General features: G+C 69.2%; 12 protein-coding genes and 2 pseudogenes. 2 read left to right on the top strand and 12 right to left on the bottom strand.

The window, feature by feature from the left end; translation table 11 throughout:
* Window positions 1-124, top strand: a pseudogene (locus A5646_RS29855) (TetR family transcriptional regulator); the annotation flags it as partial.
* Window positions 125-153: 29 nt separating this feature from the next.
* Here the strand turns inward: A5646_RS29855 and A5646_RS10750 are convergent.
* The 8 genes and pseudogenes from A5646_RS10750 to A5646_RS10715 all read right to left on the bottom strand — a co-directional run.
* Window positions 154-753 (bottom strand): annotated as a pseudogene (locus tag A5646_RS10750) (TetR/AcrR family transcriptional regulator); the annotation flags it as partial.
* Between the two features lie 68 nt (window positions 754-821).
* On the bottom strand, window positions 822-1,796 hold the full coding sequence (locus tag A5646_RS10745; protein WP_067021647.1) for an oxygenase MpaB family protein: 975 nt from the start codon (window positions 1,794-1,796) through the stop codon (window positions 822-824).
* A gap of 24 nt (window positions 1,797-1,820) precedes the next feature.
* Window positions 1,821-2,711, bottom strand: coding sequence for an oxygenase MpaB family protein (locus A5646_RS10740; RefSeq protein WP_067021645.1), 891 nt, complete (start codon window positions 2,709-2,711; stop codon window positions 1,821-1,823).
* A gap of 28 nt (window positions 2,712-2,739) precedes the next feature.
* The gene (locus tag A5646_RS10735) at window positions 2,740-3,603 is read right to left on the bottom strand and encodes an oxygenase MpaB family protein (protein ID WP_067021643.1); all 864 of its coding nucleotides are present in this window, start codon (window positions 3,601-3,603) and stop codon (window positions 2,740-2,742) included.
* A 215-nt stretch (window positions 3,604-3,818) separates the two neighbouring features.
* Window positions 3,819-5,918 carry a substrate-binding domain-containing protein gene (locus A5646_RS10730; protein ID WP_067021641.1) on the bottom strand — a complete coding sequence of 700 codons (2,100 nt, stop codon included), beginning with the start codon at window positions 5,916-5,918 and terminating at the stop codon, window positions 3,819-3,821.
* 101 nt (window positions 5,919-6,019) lie between these two features.
* Complete coding sequence (locus A5646_RS10725) at window positions 6,020-8,221, bottom strand: malate synthase G (RefSeq protein ID WP_067021639.1); 2,202 nt, start codon at window positions 8,219-8,221, stop codon at window positions 6,020-6,022.
* Window positions 8,222-8,512: 291 nt separating this feature from the next.
* Window positions 8,513-9,553, bottom strand: coding sequence for a hemolysin family protein (locus tag A5646_RS10720; RefSeq protein WP_067021637.1), 1,041 nt, complete (start codon window positions 9,551-9,553; stop codon window positions 8,513-8,515).
* Window positions 9,550-10,920, bottom strand: a complete 1,371-nt coding sequence (locus A5646_RS10715; protein ID WP_067021635.1) for a hemolysin family protein — start codon at window positions 10,918-10,920, stop codon at window positions 9,550-9,552. Before A5646_RS10715 ends, A5646_RS10720 begins: the two co-directional genes overlap by 4 nt.
* Before the next feature lie 307 nt (window positions 10,921-11,227).
* Between A5646_RS10715 and A5646_RS10710 the strand changes: the two genes are divergently transcribed.
* A complete protein-coding gene (locus A5646_RS10710) occupies window positions 11,228-11,845 on the top strand; it encodes a GNAT family N-acetyltransferase (protein WP_066872767.1) in 618 nt (205 codons plus the stop codon).
* On the opposite strand, the gene mbtN is transcribed toward A5646_RS10710, so the two are convergent.
* From mbtN to A5646_RS10690, 4 genes are all read right to left on the bottom strand, one after another.
* The gene (mbtN, locus tag A5646_RS10705; RefSeq protein WP_067021633.1) at window positions 11,812-12,981 is read right to left on the bottom strand and encodes a mycobactin biosynthesis acyl-ACP dehydrogenase MbtN; all 1,170 of its coding nucleotides are present in this window, start codon (window positions 12,979-12,981) and stop codon (window positions 11,812-11,814) included. The two genes, A5646_RS10710 and mbtN, sit on opposite strands and share 34 nt — an antisense overlap.
* A 15-nt stretch (window positions 12,982-12,996) precedes the next feature.
* On the bottom strand, window positions 12,997-14,553 hold the full coding sequence (mbtM, locus tag A5646_RS10700; protein WP_067021631.1) for a long-chain-fatty acid--ACP ligase MbtM: 1,557 nt from the start codon (window positions 14,551-14,553) through the stop codon (window positions 12,997-12,999).
* Window positions 14,546-14,821, bottom strand: coding sequence for an acyl carrier protein (locus A5646_RS10695; RefSeq protein WP_066878209.1), 276 nt, complete (start codon window positions 14,819-14,821; stop codon window positions 14,546-14,548). The genes mbtM and A5646_RS10695 overlap by 8 nt, the downstream gene beginning before the upstream one ends.
* Before the next feature lie 52 nt (window positions 14,822-14,873).
* Window positions 14,874-16,107 (bottom strand): GuaB1 family IMP dehydrogenase-related protein (locus A5646_RS10690; protein WP_067021629.1); only part of this gene is annotated, 1,234 nt, incomplete at its 5' end.

The raw sequence follows: 16,107 nt of genomic DNA, 5'->3' as shown, positions 1-16,107 counted from the left end.
ACTCTCGCTGATCAAGACGCCGCAATCGGCCATCCCGATTTACAACCTGAGCCAGGCCCGCGATTTCGCCCGCCGGTATCTGGTGCCGTTGGTGGTGCCGGCCCCGGCGACGACGCCCGGCTGAGGGCCGGCCGGACCGTCAGGCGAATGCCTCCACCGGCGGGCGAAATCGCGGGCCTGGCTCAGGTTGTAAATCGGGATGGCCGATTGCGGCGTCTTGATCAGCGAAATGATCAGCCGCCCGATCATCTCGCCGACGATCTCGGTGTCGAGATCGGCCGCCAGCTCGCCGCGCTCCTGCCAGCGGCGAAGCCACGTGGCGATGTAGCCGCGGGTCATGGCGATCAGGTTCTCATCGGTCAGGTAGGCGGTCAGCTCACCGGCGGCGGGTGATTCGCGGATGCTTCGGGTCAGCAGCTTGGGCGCCGAGGCTTCGTGAACGAAGGCGGCGAAGACTTCGGCGATCCCTTCCTGCGGTGTCGACGCCCGGCCGGCGACCTCGGAGACCAGCGTGCTGAGCCGTAGCGACTCGTCCATGATGGTCAGCCGCACCAGGTTTCGCTTGTGCCGAAACCGGCGGTAGACCGTGGCGACGCCGACACCGGCGGTGTCGGCGATGTCCTGCATGGTGGTGTTGGAGAATCCGCGCTCGGTAAAGCAGGTGCGCGCCGCGGTGACGATGGTGCGGGCGGTCGGATCGAGGGTGGCCAGGCCGTCGGGCACCAAGCCGAGCAGCATCGCGGGGTCTACCATCTGGCCTCCAGCCGATCGGGGTGTCACGACGATTGTGCGCTATCGGGCGCCGCCGGGCGCTTCGCGACCTAGTGTGCCGAATCAGGCCGGTCGGGCGCGGCGAAGGAATCCAGCAGCACCGAGCGATACCGGTCGCGCAGCCGCTCGTACTGGTAGCGGTTGTAGGCCAACGGCTCCAGGGCGAGCCGTCGGGGCAACCATCGCCAGCTCAGCTGCAACGCGGCAACGTAGACGGCGAACTCGAATTGCTCGCGCGCACCCCACCGCACGCCCAGCAGCTCGCGCATGGTCGGATGGGCGACCGCGGCGGAACACACGACCACCGGCCGCGACGCCAGCGTCGTCATCACCGGCCACACCAATCGCAGCAGTGGCCGAACTTGTTTGGCTACCAACAACTTCGGGATGGGCGGCGCGACGAAACTGCGATTGGCGAATTGCAGAAATTCGTTGTCCGCCAGGTCTTTCACGGCGACGGAGTCGTAGTACTCGAGCATGTCGTGCAGGGTCGCCGGCAGCTTCGCTTGCTTACTGGGCAATTCCAGGAACTGCAGTTCGCCCCGCAGCGTCTGGTAGACGACCTCCTTCTCGGCCGCGGTGAGCCGGCGACCGCACACCCGCAGATAGGCCTGATACAACAGGTTCAGGCCGCTCACCGCCACCCAGATCCACACGTCGGGATTCAGTGCGCTGTAACGGGTGTCGCTGAACGAGTCCTTGCCGGCGCCCCGCACGTCTCGATGCAGTCGCTTCAGGTCGGCCCGCGATGTCCGCGCGTCCGAACTGTCGCCGAAGGTCGCCAGGGCGGTGAACGCGAAACTGCGGATGCCACGGTCGGTGAAGTTGTCCGCGAACCGTCCGCTGCGGTCCACCGCCGCCGCGATTTCGCGGTGCGCCACCTGGTCTAGGGCGAGGCGGCCGAACGCCGCCGCCAAGGGTGAGCCCGCGAACCACCGCACGTCGTCCGCCAGTTCCCGGTGCGCCGCGTCCGGTTTCGACGCCGCGCCGGGCACGCTGCCATAAAAACTCGCCGTCGTCGTCATGCCGGTCCTCCTTGAGCTGGTCGGTCACACCACCGTCGCGCCGATCCGGTGACGCAATCGCATGTCCCACACCACCGCGTGTACGCCGAGGCGCACCAGGAACCGCGGTGTGAACAGGTCGAGCAGCCCGAAGATGCGCTGCCAGCGGTCGAATCGGCGTTGCTGCGCGTCCGACCAGGCGAACCCGAGCTTGTCGCGCAGCTGCGGGGGCAGGTAGCCCAGGGTCATGAAGAGGTTCCATCGGCCGAACAGCGCCGGGATGGGTGCGGGCAGGAAATCGAGGCGCGCGATGCCGGTCAGATAGCTGCGCATCCGGTCGTCGAAGTCGAGCCGATCGAGTTGGTCCTGCCAATAGCGGGCGGCTGCGTCCAGGTCGGCGGGCCACATGTCCCGCGGCACCTGCAGCGTGGTGGCGAACACCGACGCGGCCCGGTGCACCGCCTCGGGGTCGCGCCGTGAGCGGCCGCCCCGCAGCTTGCGGGTGTCCTCGAAGACCGCGGCCATGCAGGAGGCCACCCAGAGCTGCAGCGCGGGGTCGAAGGCGTTGTAGCGCACCGGGCTTTGCGGCCCGGAGCGCACCTGGACGTGTGCGGCGTTGACCGCGTCCCGATAGATTTTGCGGTCGTTGGCATTTCCGGCGATGGCCACCGCGATGTAGGTGAAGGTGGTGCGGGCCCTTTTGAAGGGATGCTTGTACAGGTTGCCGCTGTCGACCTTGCTCTCCATCACCCCATAGGCCACACCCGGATTCGCCAGTTGCATCACGACGTTCGCCGCACCGTAGGCCGGGGACAGCCACGGCGACATCTCCTCGGCCAGAAACGCCGTGTCGAGGGAATCGGTGTCCGCCCGCCGGGCGCCCCGATCCGGCGGCACCCTCGCGTCCTCCGGGCCGGTGGGCAGGGGATGGGCCATGCTGTGCCTTCCTGAATTAATTGGCAGCTCAGACGGATTCGAAGACCGGCTCGCCGCGGTGCGCCGCGGGGTAGCGGACCCTGGCGGGCAGCGCGCGGTCCAATGCCCGCACCGCGACCACCGCGCGCTCAAACCGCTGTTTGCGTTCGGCAGTCCACTCGATGCGCAGCCGTTCCCGGAGGGTCGCCGGCAACAGTCCGGCGGTGGTCAGCCTCAGCAGCGCGGCCAGCGGAGCCGCGGCCGAATTCCACACCAGTTGTGGCACACGCACGCCGGGCGGCACGGGCATCGGATAGCGGTCCAGTTCCAGGAGCAGTTCGGTCGCGGCGTTGCGTTCCAGACGGCGTTCGACGGTGTCGTGGTAGTAATCCCAGAACGCCGCCCGCGTCTGCGGGATCACCCGTTCGGGGATGCGCAGGATCCCCGCGACGTCTCGCCACTCGCGAAACAACGCGTCCTCGGTCGCGCCGTCGAGCGTCCCGCCGAACACCCGGCGCACGTCGGCGGCACCCGCATAGGTGGTGGCATGCGCCCACAGGTACGCGTCCGGATTCAGTGCGTGATAGCTGCGCCCGAGCGCGTCCATCCCGGAGATGTTGCGGTGCACGTCGCGAAGCCGCTGACCCTCGGCGACGGCGGCCTGCGGCCCGTGAAATCCGTGATAGCGCCGCACCGCGGCCAGTGTCCGCGAGATGCGCCCCCACCTGTCCCTGAGGAACTCCGAATGATCGATCACCCCGGCGCCGATCACCGGGTGCGCCACTTGCAGCAACAGCGTCGCTCGGCTGGCGAGCGGCATCCGCCAGTCGATGCCGCGCCGCCACGTCGCCGAACCGGGACCGATCGGGTGCAATGCCGGCGTCAGCGCCGGGCCGGCTGGTGCAGCGGACATCTTCGACTACGTCTCCCTCAGCCCACGCCTGATAGAAATCAAGGCGGATTCTATCGTGGAGTCTGGCACAGACCGCCGTCGTTGGACAGGGGCGGCGGCGGATTCATCCGGGATCGGCATCCGAACGCCGCACTGATCGCGCAACGACCGGGATCTTCGCTTTCGCGTCCCGCCGCATCGGCTACGAGCTGGGTGGGCCCGGCCGGTCAGCGCTGTCAGCTCAGAAAGTTGTTGACCGCCGACGCGAGGTCGGGGGCCGCCGACGTCGCGAGGTTCTGGTAGCTGCCGCCACTGAGTTGGGCGACCGCTTCCCAGGTCGCGCGGTCCGGGTCGGCCCCGAAATCGATGACGTTCACCGCGATGGGCTTGGCCGGGTCGGCACTCTTGCGGATGAAGTCCTGTAGCCCCGCCCCGTCCAGCGTCTGATCGGTGTGTGGCCCCGCGGTGATCAACAGGATCGAATTGTTCTGGCCCGCATGATAATTGGCCTGCATGTCCTGGTAGAGCATCCGCAGGGTGGTGAATGACACCGCGCCACCGCCCGACGAGTACTGCTTGTCCAGCGCGGCGGCCAGCGCGGCCGAACGCGGCTGGCCGTTAACGGGGTCGGACAACGGGCCGCTGGCCACCTCCGACCGGCCCTCGTGGCCGTCGAACGTCCACAGGCCCACCACCGCGGACGCGGGCAGCGCCTTGATCCGGTCCTGCAGCGCCCCGATCACGTTGGCCAGCCGGGTTTTTCCACCTTCCTGACCGGGCATCGACTGGTCGAGCATGATGGTCGTGGCCTGCCCGCTCGACGGGCTGGCCATCGCCTCGGCGAGCGTGGCGCGCATCGCGTCGTCGCCCACCGACAGCGCCGCGGGCAGCGACGGGAAATTGGTGACCGGGCTACTCGGCGGTTTCACCCCGTTGACGCGGAAGCCGGCCTTGGCCAGCTTGGCCTGCTGGTCGGACTTGTGCATGAATCGCGAGAACTCGCTGGCCGCCGAGGCCTGTTCGCGGGTGAGCCACGAGCCGCTGAGCAGGACGGTGGGGTAGTCGGCAACCGCCGCGGACCCGGGCGGCAGCCAGAAGGCCAAGGCGCCCTTGGCGTCTGGCAACGATTGCCCGCGCTGGAACAGTTGCTGTTCGGTGGTGACCACCGCGTGCACCGGCGCGGTTGCGGCGTCACCGGGCTTCAGCAGGGTGTTCATCGCCTCGGTCAGCGAGTTGTCGGCCAGCTTGGGTTGCGCGCTCAACAGGCTGCGCACCGCGCCGGTGCCCTGCGTCACCGGCGCTCCGGGCGGCACCGACGCGGCCGCCACCGCCTCGCCGGCCAGAAACGACGCGTCCGCATTGCCGTTCATCGGCAGCGCCAGGCGCAGCGGGCCCCACCCCGGTAAATTCAGCCCCGCCAGTGCATTCGGATTAGTTTGCAGCCCGGGTAGCGCCGCCCAGTTCTGGTTGGCCAGGGCCGGCGCGAGTTGGGGACGGATGGCCAGCACCACCGGCGAGGTGGCCAGCGAATGGCTCTCGGTGACGGTCTTTTGCGCCGTGGCGCCGGCGAGTCGCGCGGCGGAGATCGAACTGCCCGGAATCCACAGCGCCGGCTGGCCGCCCAGTTCCGCGGGCCACTTGCCGATGAAACCGTTCAGCACGGCGTCGGAGTTGGCCGGCTTGACGCTCACCACCATGCAGCGGTCACCGATCGGCCCGGCGGATTTGTTGTAGCTCTCCGCGAATTGCCCGATGGCATCGGCGATGGACGGATCGGCCACGACGGGCACCGTTTCCTGACCCCCGACGCAGCCGCCGGCCGCCTTGTGTGAACGCTTGGACAACGCGTCACCGAAGAAGCTCCACAGGATGACCGCTCCCACCACGACCACGACCGCGACCAGCGCCACGATCACGCCGATGCTGACGCCGCGACGGCCGGCCTCACTGCGGTGACCGCCCCGCCAATCGCCGAGCCCGCGATGCCCGCCCCGGAAGAGCGACGGCGATGCGGCCGCCGGCTCAGGCTTCGACGGGGCCGCCTGCCGCGACGGGAACTCCGGGTAGTCGTCGGCGGCGCCGACTACGAAGGCATCCTCGGCCGGGTAGGCGTCGTCGGGGTGGCCACGCTCGGCGGAGTAGTAACCACTCTCGTCGGCATAGTCGCCCTCATCGGCGTAGTCATCGTCGTCCGAGTAGAGGTCGGCTTCCGAATCCGCGCCGGCATCCCGGCGGTGATCTCCTGCCTCGTGCCCTCGAGACGGCTCGTCGACGGCGTCGTCGCGAGATGGCTCGTCGAGGGAGTCGTCAGGGTCGGGCGCACTGTGCCTACCCATAGCAGTGCCCTCGGCCTTTCCGTCGATCCATCGTTAACTCGGCGCCGATCTTAGTCATCGGCGGCGCTATGCCACGTTTCGAACCCGAACTGAGCGCGGGCTCAATTCTGCGGGCCGGCTGCCTTGGCTTCCCGCCGACGGCGATGCAGGATCGGCTCGGTGTAGCCGTTGGGCTGCTGCGTTCCGGTCAGGATCAGATCCTGGGCGGCGAGGAAGGCCAGGCTGTCGTCGAAGTTGGGCGCCATCGGCTGGTAGGCCGCGTCCTTGGCGTTCTGCTCGTCGACCAGCGGGGCCATCCGCTCCAGGCTGGCCCGCACGTCCTCCTCGGTGATCACCCCGTGGCGCAGCCAGTTGGCCAGCAGCTGGCTCGAAATCCGCAGCGTGGCACGGTCTTCCATGAGCGCCACGTCGTGGATGTCGGGCACCTTGGAGCAGCCGACGCCCTGGGCCACCCAGCGCACCACGTAGCCCAGGATGGACTGGCAGTTGTTGTCGACCTCTTCGCGGATCTCCTCGGAGGCCCAGGCCAGTTCCTTGGCCAGCGGGATGGTCAGCAACTCCTCGATCTTGGTGCGCTTCTTGCCGGCGAGTTCCTCCTGCACGGCGCCGACGTCGACGTAGTGGTAGTGCATCGCGTGCAGGGTGGCCGCCGTCGGCGAGGGCACCCACGCGGTGGTCGCGCCCGCCTTGGGCTGGCCGATCTTCTGCTCGACCATGTCGGCCATCAGCTCGGTCATCGCCCACATGCCCTTACCGATCTGGGCCTTGCCCTTGAAGCCGGCCGCCAGCCCGATGTCGACGTTGGCGTCCTCGTAGGCCTTGATCCACGCGGTGCTCTTCATCGCGCCCTTGCGGATCATCGGGCCGGCCTCCATCGAGGTGTGGATCTCGTCGCCGGTGCGGTCCAGGAAGCCGGTGTTGATGAACACGACCCGGTCGGCCGCGGCCTTGATGCAGGCCTTGAGGTTGACGGTGGTGCGCCGTTCCTCGTCCATGATGCCGACCTTCAGGGTGCCCTGGGGCAGGCCGAGAACGTCTTCGACGCGGCTGAACAGCTCGCAGGTGTAGGCGACCTCGTCGGGTCCATGCATCTTGGGCTTGACGATGTAGATGGACCCGGTGCGGCTGTTGGCCAGCGGGCCGTTCGCGTCACCGGTCTTGAGCCCGTGGATCGCGGTCAGCCCGGTGAACAGCGCATCCATGATGCCCTCGAACACCTCTTTTTCTTCGTCGCCCTCGCTCCAGACGATCGCGTCGTTGGTCATCAGGTGACCGACGTTGCGCACGAACAGCAGGCTGCGGCCGGGCAGGGTCAGCTCGCCCTCGCCGTCGGGTGTCTTGTAGGTGCGGTCCTCGTTGAGCACCCGGGTGAAGGTCTTGCCGTCCTTGCTGACCTCTTCGGACAGGTCACCCTTGTTCAGTCCGAGCCAGTTGCGGTAGCCGAGCACCTTGTCGTCGGCGTCGACGGCGGCCACCGAGTCCTCGAAGTCCATGATCGTGGTGATGGCCGATTCCAGGACCACGTCCTTGATGCCGGCCGAGTCGGTCTTGCCGATCGGTGATTCCGGATCGATCAGGATCTCGATGTGCAGGCCGTGGTTGACCAGCAGAACCGACCAGCTGGGGGAGCCGAGCTCGCCGGTGTAGCCGGCGAACTTCTCCGGGCTGGCCAGGCCGACGGTGCCGTCGGCGGTCGTGATCTTGAGCTGGCCGTCCTCGACGGACAGGCCCGTCGCGTCGGCCCACGACCCGGATTCCAGCGGCACCGCTTCGTCGAGGAACTTACGCGCGTAGGCGATCACCTTGTCGCCGCGGACCTTGTTGTAGCTCGAGCCCTTCTCGGCGCCGTCGTCTTCCGGGATGACGTCGGTGCCGTACAGAGCGTCGTACAGCGAGCCCCACCGGGCGTTGGCGGCGTTGAGCGCGAACCGCGCGTTGAGCACCGGGACCACCAGCTGCGGGCCGGCCGTGGTGGTGATCTCGTCGTCGACGCCGGACGTCGTGATGGTGAAGTCCTCGGGCTCGGGCAGCAGATAACCGATCTCGATGAGGAACTTGCGGTACGCCTCGATGTCGAGCGGCTCGATGACGCGCTGCCGGTGCCACTTGTCGATCTGGGCCTGCAGCTCGTCCCGCCGGCGCAGCAGATCCTGGTTCTTGGGGGTCAGGTCGGTGACGACCTTGTCGACGCCCGCCCAGAAACTGTCCGGGTCGATGTCGGTGCCGGGCAACGCCTCGTTGTTCACGAAGTCGTAGAGCACTCGGGCGACGCGCAGGTTCCCCGCCGACACGCGATCAGTCATGATTCTCCTCCATCACGGGCCGCACTGGACCGTCCATGGGCCGCACAGGCCCAGATTGGCAATGTCATAAGCCTACCGAGCGCAGCGTGGCGGGCGTTATTCGCCCGACCCGGCAGGCGCAGGTCAGACCGCGCTGAGCGCCCCAAGAACGACGCTGCGGCGGGCGCCGGGATCCGTGTCCAGCAACGCATGTTCCGCGCGCCCGCGGTCGCCCGCCCTCCAGCACTTTCTTAACTGGTAGCCGTGAAGATCATACGGGCTGCGCGCGGTCGTTCCGGCCGGCCAGTGCCGCTACGCCTCGCGCATGGTCCCGACGAGGTCTTCAACCAGGTCTTCCATCGCCACCATGGCGACCACGGCGCCGGTCTCGCCGGTCACCAACGCCAGATGGCTGTTGCTGCGGCGCATCCGGGACAGCGCGTCGGCCAGCGGCAGTGACCGGGACAGCCGCGGCAGCGGCCGCACCATCGCCAGATCGATCACCGTCCGCGGATCGTCGTCGAGCGTTAGCACATCCTTGATGTGCAGATATCCGACGAACACGCCGCTGACGCTGGCCACCGGAAACCGGGAGTAGCCGGTCTGGGCCAGGGCCTGCTCGACCGCCCCGACCGTCGGCCCCGAGCCCGCCGCGGCCACCGGAACCGCCTGCACCGAGGCGAGGGGGACGGCCACGTCACCGACCACGCGGTGGCGAATTTGCAGCGCCCGGGTCAGCCGGGTGCGTTCCTCGCGGTCCAGCAAGCCCTCGGACTCGGACTCCGCGATCATCTCGCTGAGCTCGACGGGTGAGACTGTGATCTCCAGCTCGTCCTTGGGTTCGACGCCGAACGCGCGCACCACCACGTTGGCGCATTTGTTGTAGAACACGATGAAGGGCCGGGCGGCCCGCACGTAGGCCAGGTACGGCGGCACGAGCAGCATCGCGGTGCGCTCCGGGCCGGCCAGTGCGATGTTCTTCGGCACCATTTCGCCCAGCAACACGTGCAGGGTCACCACGATCACCAGCGCGATCGCGAACGACAGCGTGTGCAGCAGTGCCGGATGAATTCCGGTCAGCCCCAGCGTCGTTCGCAGCAGATTGGACACCGCCGACTCCCCGATCCGCCCGAGCAGCAGCGACGCGGCCGTGACGCCCAACTGGGCACCGGCCAGCATCGACGGCAGTTGCTCCCCGGCGCGGATCACCGTGACCGCGGCCGCTTTGCCCTGCTCGGCCAGCGCCTCGAGGCGGTCGCGCCGCGCCGAGATCAGCGAGAACTCCGCGCCGACGAAGAACGCGTTCACCCCGATCAGCAGGCAGGCCAGCAGCAGGCCCATGGTGTCGCTCATCGGCGCCCCCCGGCGGCGGGGACCTCGCCGTGATTGCTCAGTTCGATCAGCTCCAGCAGGTCGATACGGCGGCCGTCCATCCGGATGACCGTCGCCTGCCAGCGGGTCACCGCGTCCAGCAGGCCGTCGGCGTCCAGCGCGGGCAGCTTGACCGTGTCACCGGCCACCGGGATGTGACCGATCTCGCGTAGCACCAGGCCGCCGATGGTCTCGTAGGGGCCCTCCGGCGCGCGGAAACCGATGGCGGTGGCCACCTCGTCGATGCGCAGCAGGCCCGAGACCCGCCAGCCGCTGCCGGCGGGCACCACGTCCGGGGTGGCGTCGTCGTGCTCGTCGCGGACGTCGCCGACGATCTCTTCGATCAGGTCCTCGACGGTCACCATGCCGGCGGTGCCGCCGTACTCGTCGACGACCAGCGCGGTCTGCAGGCTGTTGGCCCGGATCTCGGCCATCACCGCGTCGCCGTCCAGGGTGGACGGCACCTTCGGAACGGGTTGGGCCACCGTGACCAGCCGGGTGCGGGCCCGTTCGGTGCGCGGGATGGCGAACACCTGCTTCACGTGCACGATGCCGACCGTCTCGTCGAGGTCACCGTCGACGATGGGGAAGCGGGAGAAGCCGGACTCGGCGGCCGCGGTCACCAGGTCGGCGACCGTGTCGTCGGTCTGCAGCGCCACGATCTTGGAGCGGGGCGTCATCAGTTCCTCGGCGCTGAGCGTGCCGAATTGCAGCGAGCGGCGCACCAAGGCGGCCGTGGCGGCGTCCAGCGCGCCGCTGCGCGCCGACGAACGCACCAGCGACAGCAGCTCCTGCGGGGAGCGAGCCGACCGCAACTCCTCGGCGGGTTCGACGCCCAGCCGGCGCACGATCCAGTTGGCGGCGCCGTTGGTCAGGCGGATCGCCGGGGTCAGCAGCAGCGAGAACACCAACTGGGCGCTGACGACCGCGCGGGCCGTGGACAGCGGCCGGGCCACCGCGAGGTACTTGGGGACGAGCTCGCCGAACACCATCGACACCGAGGTCACGATCACCAGCACCACAAAGGCCATGAGCGCGTCGCCGACCTTGTCGGGTATGCCGATGGCATCCAGCCACGGGTGCGGCAGGTCGTCCACCATCGGATCGGTCAGGTAACCGGCCGCCAGGGTGGTGACCGAGATGCCCAACTGGGCGCCGGACAGTTGGAACGACAGCCGGTGGTGGGCGCGGCGGATCCAACGGTCCCGCCGACCACCGCCGCGGGCGTTGGCCTCCACCGCGCTGCGGTCGAGGGTGGTCAGCGAGAACTCCGCGGCGACGAAGACGGCGTTGCCGAAAATGAGCACCGCGATCGCCACAACGCTGATCACGGTGACGGCGACGTTCATGACCTACGCCGCCCCGGCGGGAGAACGCCGATCAGGAGAAAAGGCGCCGGGGGAGGCTCCGCATCGCGCGGTTCGTCGGACGGCCCGCGCGCCCGCAAGCCGATGGCCTGCACGGGTGCCTGCGGCACGTCGATCCTTTCGCTGCCAGATGGCGGGGCGGTCGCGGTTGCTTCCGTCTTTGCTGTCTTATGCTAGCCCGGCCCGCCGCCGCACGGCGCCGCCCGGCGCGGGGCATGCCGACCGCCTCGGCCCATCGGCCCGGCCCAACTATGGTATGGCTAACCTTACCCGGTAGGCTCTGCGCACTATGCCCGACGCTCAGACGCCGTCCATTCACGTCCTGCCGCGCGAACGCTTCGACATCCCCGACGAGGTGGCTCGCATCCCCCGCCCACCGGTTCCCACGCTGGATCCACCCTTCGCCATGCGCGTGGCGCAGCTCGAGGACGTGGACATGGTGACCGAGTGGATGAATCGCCCGCATCTGGCGCAGGCCTGGGAATACGACTGGCCGGCGCCCCGGTGGCGCCAGCACCTGAGCGCCCAGCTGGACGGGACATATTCCCTGCCGTTGCTCGGCAGCATCCGGGGCAGGGATTGCGCCTACCTCGAACTGTATTGGGGCGCAAAGGATCTGATCTCCCGTCACTACGACGCCGAGCCGTACGACCTGGGGCTGCACGCCGCGATCGCGGACCTGAAACTGGTGAACCGCGGCCTGGGCCCGATGCTGTTGCCCCGGATCGTGGCGAGCGTCTTCGCGCTCGAGCCCCGCTGCCGGCGGGTCATGTTCGACCCCGATCACCGCAACACCACCGCGCGCCGGCTGTGCGAGTACGCGGGATGCAAGTTCCTCGGCGAGCACGACACGACCAACCGGCGCATGGCGCTCTACGCGCTGGAAGCCCCGATCACCGACTCGTAGCCGCGGTAATCGGGCGCCATCGCGGCGGCCACCAACTCCCACAGCACCTCGTCGGTGCCGCCACCGACCCGGGCCAGCTTCATGTCGCGCCACCACGCCCCGAGCGGCGTCTCGTCGACGAGATATCCCGAGCCGCCGAAGATGTGCATGCACTCCGACATCACTTCCTCACCGAGGCGGGCCGCGGTCACCTTGACGCCCGCGGCGGCACGCAGCTCCAAACGGCCCTGCGCCGCAATGCCGTTCAGGCCGTGTCGCAGCAGATCGACGCGCGCCTGCAGATCCGCCATCCGCAGCCGCAACGCCTGATGCTCGAACAGCGTGTGGCCGAACTGGCGCCGAGTCATCATGCGGGCCAAGGTGATTCCGATCGCCCGTTGACACGATGCGGCGATCTGCCCGGCGATCGACATTCGTTCGTGCGCCAGCCCCCAGCTGATGGCGGCCAGCCCGGTGCCGGCCCGCGCGACCAGGGCATCGGCGGGCACCCAGGTGTCGATGTGCACGGCGGCGGTGTCCAGCGGCCCGGCGCCGAGCTTGTTGTAGGGCCGCTGCACGCTGACCTGCGCGGTGGGCACCGCGATCAGCGCGACGTTGCCGTGTTTGCTGGCCGCGTCGTGGTCGACGCTGCGGGCCACCACCAAGATGTGGTCGGCGATGGGGGACAGCGACACGAACTTCTTGATGCCGCGAACGTCGAAACCGCCGTCCCGAGAGGATATTTCGGTGCGAACGATCTGCAGGTCCGACCCGCCCGACTCCTCGGAGGCCCCGATGCACAGCACGGCCTGGCCGCGGATCGCCCGCTCGCAGATCTCCTTGAGGTAGTCCGACTTGCCGAATCGGCGCAGCACACAGATGGCCGAGTCGTGCAGGCTGACGCCGACCCCGATGCCGGCCGACGACAGCCCGCCCAGCGCCAGCGCCAGTTCCACCAGCCGGGCCACGTCGGGCAGCGGTCCGGTGCCCCACTTGTGGCTGAACACGCCGCAGGCGCCCAGGTGCTCGATCAGCTCACGCGGAAAGCGTTGCTGTGCTTCGGCTTCGGCTGTCCAGGCCAGCACCCGGTCGTCGAACGCGCCGGCGAGCAGGCGCCGGTAGTCGTCGAGGGTGGTGGCGGATGCCTCGGTCGGCATGGATGTTGTCGTCACTTAGTCCACCGCCTCTAGAGCGCGCCGGACTTCCAGCCGGCGCAGTTTGCCCGACGACGTGCGGGGCAGCGACCCCGGTGCCATGAAGATCACGTCGGAGGGAACGACGCCGCACCTGGATGCGACGCGCTGAATGATTTCGGCGCGGGCACCCGCCTGATCCGCCCCGCGGAATTCGGCCGCGACGATCAGGCCCGGGCGCGCGGACCGTTCACCGGTGCCCAACGCCACCACGGCGCCCTCGCGGACCCCGCGGACGCCGGCGGCGACCGTCTCGATCTCGGTCGGGAAGATGTTGCGACCCGCGAGGGTGATGAGCTCCTTGGCCCGGCCGCACACCACCAGCCCGGCTTCGTCGAAGAAACCGAGATCCCCGGTGGGAAGCCAGTTTTCGCGGTCCAGTGGCGGGTGGTCGCGGTACCCGTCCATCAGCGAGGCGCCCCGGATCTCGATCTCACCGATGTCGCCGTCGGCGTCGTCGTGCGGCGCGATGCGGATCTCGGTGCCCGGAATCGGCTGGCCCAGCACCGCGTGGCGACGCGTTCCGGTCTCGCCGGCGACGCTGGCGACGCGCAGCCCGGTGCCCGGCGCCGGTACGGTGACGGCGCAGGTCGATTCGGCCAGCCCGTAGGACGGGGTCGCGGCACCGGCGTCGAATCCGAACGGGGCCATCGCGTCGGCGAACCGTTGGAATCCCTCGCAGTCGACCGGTTCGCCGCCGTTGATGGCCACCCGCACCGCGCCCAGGTCGACGTCGGACACCCGGCGGGCATACCTGCCCAGCAGGTTGTAGGCGAAGTTGGGCGCGGCGGTGATCGTCGTCCGGCTCTCCGAGAGCCAACTCAGCCAGCGAAACGGCGAGGCGGTGAAAGCCGCCGTCGGCGCCAGCCATAGCGACATCCCGCCCAGCACCGAGGCGAGCAGGAATGACAGGCCCATGTCGTGATACAGCGGCAGCCACGAGCAGCCGACGTCGGCCGGCGTCACGCAGAGGCGCTGATTGAGGCCGCGCAGGTTGGCCAGCACCGCGCCCGCCGACAGCATGGCCGTCTTGGGCGAGCCGGTGGAACCCGCCGTTCCCTGCAAGATTGCCGGATTCCCGTCGGCGCCAACCGCGGCGCATGAGCGGCCCGTATCTGCCGCTGCGGCAAGGCTTTCGATGACGATGTCGCCGGGCGGATCCAGCGCCTGCAAGCCGTCCAGCTGCGAGCCGTGGCTCAAGACGGTGCGCACGCCGATGCCGCTGAACCGGGCCAGCGTCGAGGCCGCCCATTGCCGGCCTTCGGCGCCGCGCACCGGACCGGGCAGGATCGACACGGCGGCGCCCGCGAGCCAGGCGCCCTGGATGGCGGCGACGAATTCGAGGGTCGGCTCGCCGACCAGCCCAACCGCGGCCGGGCGCCCCCGATCGAGCAGCCATGCGGCGATGCTCTCGGCCAGCCCGTGCACTTCCGGCCAGGGATGGTGGCCCCACGTCGACGTCTCGCGGTCGAAGACAACCAGTTCGCTGGTGCCCGTGCGCATCGCGTCCGTCAGCGCAGCGGCCAGTTCACTCATCGCGGGGTTTGGCGGCGATCGCGGCCTGCAGGTCCGCGACCGTGTCGCAGCTCAGCAGTTCCTCTTCCGACAGCGAGACGCCCAGCCGCTCCTCGATCGCCACCATGCCCACGGCGAAGGCCACCGAATCCAGTCCGACGTCGTCGACCAGCCGGGCATCGGGCGTCACGCGGGCCGCGTCGACGTTCAGCTCGTCGCGCAGGATGCTGAGCAGCTCGGGGCTGACGTGGGCGGGGGAGGCCGAGGAGGTGGGGGAAGAGGAGGTCATGGCGCAGTAGATTAGCAGCCATAGTTAGGCAAGGCTAGCCTTACTATCGCGGTCACCACCCCTGCGGCAGCGGATGCCCCTCGGCGAAGCCCGCGGTCGACTGCACCCCGATCACCACCCGTTCGTACAGCTGCGCCAAGTTCGCGGCGCCGACATAGGTGCAGGTGCTGCGCACGCCGGAGGTGATGTGATCGAGCAGGTCCTCGACCCCGCCGCGGGCCGGATCCAGCCCCATCCGGGACGTCGAAATCCCCTCCTCGAACAGCGCCTTGCGGGCCCGGTCGAACGCCGTGTCCGCCCCGCTGCGCGCAACCACCGCACGCTTGGAGGCCATGCCGTAGCTCTCCTTGTACGGCTGGTCGTCGCGGTCGCGCATCAGGTCGCCGGGCGACTCGTAGGTGCCGGCGAACCACGACCCGATCATCACGTTGGACGCTCCGGCGGCCAGCGCCAGCGCCACGTCCCGCGGATGCCGGACACCGCCGTCGGCCCATACATGCCCACCCAGTTCCCTTGCCGCCGAAGCGCATTCGACAACAGCGGAGAACTGGGGGCGGCCGACACCGGTCATCATCCGGGTGGTGCACATCGCCCCCGGCCCGACGCCGACCTTCACGATGGTCGCCCCGGCGTCCAGCAGGTCACGGGTGCCGTCGGCCGAGACGACGTTGCCGGCCACCAGCGGCACCCCCAGCTGCAGCGCCGCGACCGTCCGGATCGCCTCGATGGTCTTGACCTGGTGCCCGTGCGCCGTGTCGATCACCAGCACGTCGATGCCGGCCTCGACCAGCGACCGCGCCTTGGCTCCGACGTCGCCGTTGATGCCGACGGCCGCGCCCACCCGCAGCCGCCCGCGCGCGTCGACCGCCGGGGTGTACAGCCCCGCGCGGATGGCGCCGGTGCGGGTCAGCACGCCGGCCAGCGTGCCGTCGGCGTTCGTCACCACCGCGACACCGAGGGGTGACTGCTCGAGCAGGTCGAAGACCTTGCGCGGCTCGGTCCCCACCGGGGCGCTGACGAAATCGGTCAAGGCGACGTCGCGCACCCGGGCGAAGCGGTCCACGCCCAGGCACGATGACTCGCTGACCAGGCCTAGTGGACGGCCCTCGAAGGTCACCACCGCGACCCCGTGCGCGCGCTTGTGGATCAGCGCCGTGGCGTCGGACACCGAATCGTCGGGCCCGAGCACTACCGGGGTGTCGAGCACCAGGTCGCGGCTCTTGACGAACTCCACCGTCTGCTGCACCGCGGTGATGGGGAGGTCCTGCGGCAAGATGACGAGGCCC

Origin of the sequence: Mycobacterium sp. 1245499.0 (assembly GCF_001673615.1) — a bacterium.
GTDB classification, from domain to species: domain Bacteria; phylum Actinomycetota; class Actinomycetes; order Mycobacteriales; family Mycobacteriaceae; genus Mycobacterium; species Mycobacterium europaeum_A.
The sequence above is the reverse complement of the archived record's forward strand: the minus strand, read 5'-3'. Positions and strand labels throughout refer to the sequence as shown.

Bases quoted from the DNA above. Each gene is read 5' to 3' on its own strand.
- mbtN (WP_067021633.1), bottom strand. From the start codon at position 12,981: ATGCCGACCGAGGCATCCGCCACCACCCTCGACGACTACCGGCGCCTG.
- A5646_RS10710 (WP_066872767.1), top strand. From the start codon at position 11,228: ATGCCCGACGCTCAGACGCCGTCCATTCACGTCCTGCCGCGCGAACGC.
- A5646_RS10715 (WP_067021635.1), bottom strand. From the start codon at position 10,920: ATGAACGTCGCCGTCACCGTGATCAGCGTTGTGGCGATCGCGGTGCTC.
- A5646_RS10720 (WP_067021637.1), bottom strand. From the start codon at position 9,553: ATGAGCGACACCATGGGCCTGCTGCTGGCCTGCCTGCTGATCGGGGTG.
- A5646_RS10725 (WP_067021639.1), bottom strand. From the start codon at position 8,221: ATGACTGATCGCGTGTCGGCGGGGAACCTGCGCGTCGCCCGAGTGCTC.
- mbtM (WP_067021631.1), bottom strand. From the start codon at position 14,553: ATGAGTGAACTGGCCGCTGCGCTGACGGACGCGATGCGCACGGGCACC.
- A5646_RS10740 (WP_067021645.1), bottom strand. From the start codon at position 2,711: ATGGCCCATCCCCTGCCCACCGGCCCGGAGGACGCGAGGGTGCCGCCG.
- A5646_RS10695 (WP_066878209.1), bottom strand. From the start codon at position 14,821: ATGACCTCCTCTTCCCCCACCTCCTCGGCCTCCCCCGCCCACGTCAGC.
- A5646_RS10745 (WP_067021647.1), bottom strand. From the start codon at position 1,796: ATGACGACGACGGCGAGTTTTTATGGCAGCGTGCCCGGCGCGGCGTCG.
- A5646_RS10730 (WP_067021641.1), bottom strand. From the start codon at position 5,918: ATGGGTAGGCACAGTGCGCCCGACCCTGACGACTCCCTCGACGAGCCA.
- A5646_RS10735 (WP_067021643.1), bottom strand. From the start codon at position 3,603: ATGTCCGCTGCACCAGCCGGCCCGGCGCTGACGCCGGCATTGCACCCG.